Source organism: Bacillus crepusculi (assembly GCF_014764715.1).
Taxonomy (GTDB): Bacteria; Bacillota; Bacilli; order Bacillales; family Bacillaceae; genus Bacillus.
In genome coordinates this window covers 1-572 of the sequence record NZ_JACXXE010000037.1, presented here as the reverse complement: position 1 = coordinate 572, position 572 = coordinate 1, and the positions used below count along the sequence as shown (strand labels likewise).

Genomic DNA, 572 nt, shown 5'->3' with positions numbered 1-572 from the left:
GGGATTTTTTATGGCGAGAAAGGGACAACAATTTCAACACTATTCTAAAGAATTTAAGATGAAAGCTGTCAAAATGTACGAAGAAGGAAACAGAAGTTATCAGTCATTGTCTGAAGAATTAGGTATCAAAAGCTCCACTCAGTTAAAAAGTTGGGTCAGAAAATTTCGTGAGGGGCAATCTTTTGAAGATCAAAGAGGAAAACATACAAAGTCAGAAAATCCTTTTAACGGACGTCCCAAGTTCATGTTTAATAGTGTGGAAGAAGAAAGAGATTATTTAAAGGCACAGGTAGAATACTTAAAAAAGCGTTATCCAAATCTACACGGAGAGGATGGATTTTAAAGAATGTGAGGTTTGAAGTTATTCATGAATTAAAGAGTTTTTTTCCGTTGACATGGCTCGTCTGCATCGCCAAAGTATCACGATCTGGGTACTATAAATGGCGTAAGAATCAAAAGATTCGAATGGAACGACAACTGAAAGAACAAATCCTCAAAGAACACATCATGGCCATTCATCATTCAAGACCCTTCTATGGCTACCCTCGGGTGACAATCGCTTTAAAGAAAGA

At 36.9% G+C, this 572-nt stretch carries 1 protein-coding gene and 1 pseudogene; both read left to right on the top strand.

From position 1 onward, the window contains the following. Positions 1-343, top strand: a 343-nt coding sequence (locus IEE86_RS19240) for a transposase (protein WP_224741103.1), incomplete at its 5' end; no start/stop codon positions are given. Positions 344-390: 47 nt separating this feature from the next. Further along, a pseudogene (locus IEE86_RS19505) lies at positions 391-572 on the top strand (IS3-like element ISBth8 family transposase); the annotation flags it as partial.